1 protein-coding gene is annotated in these 306 nt (G+C 66.0%); it reads left to right on the forward strand.

Translation table 11 applies throughout. The features are described from left to right. Positions 1–28 precede the first annotated feature (28 nt). A partial coding sequence (locus VVR41_RS10720) for a helix-turn-helix domain-containing protein (RefSeq protein WP_368524760.1) occupies positions 29–306 on the forward strand: 278 nt, incomplete at its 3' end.

A 306-nucleotide genomic window follows, 5' to 3' on the forward strand; every position in this document is an offset into this window, starting at 1 on the left:
TCCAACCCAGCCACACAGGAGGTCTTCTGTGGTTCACCCTAACGCAGCACTCACGCCCCGACACCGACTTCAAGTAGCCCGCCTCGTCGTCGACGACGGCTACCCCATCTCCGAAGTCGCCGCCCGGTTCCAGTGCTCCTGGCCCACCGTCAAACGCTGGGCCGACCGCTACCGCGCCGGCGAACCGATGACCGACCGATCCTCACGGCCGGCCTCCAGCCCAAACAAAACACCCCAGGCGGTGGTCAAACGAGTGGTGTCGCTGCGGTTGCGCAAGCGCTTTGGGCCGCTGCAACTGGCCGCACT

It is taken from the genome of Corynebacterium sp. LK2510, from assembly GCF_040946405.1.
In the GTDB taxonomy this organism is placed as follows: Bacteria; Actinomycetota; Actinomycetes; order Mycobacteriales; family Mycobacteriaceae; genus Corynebacterium.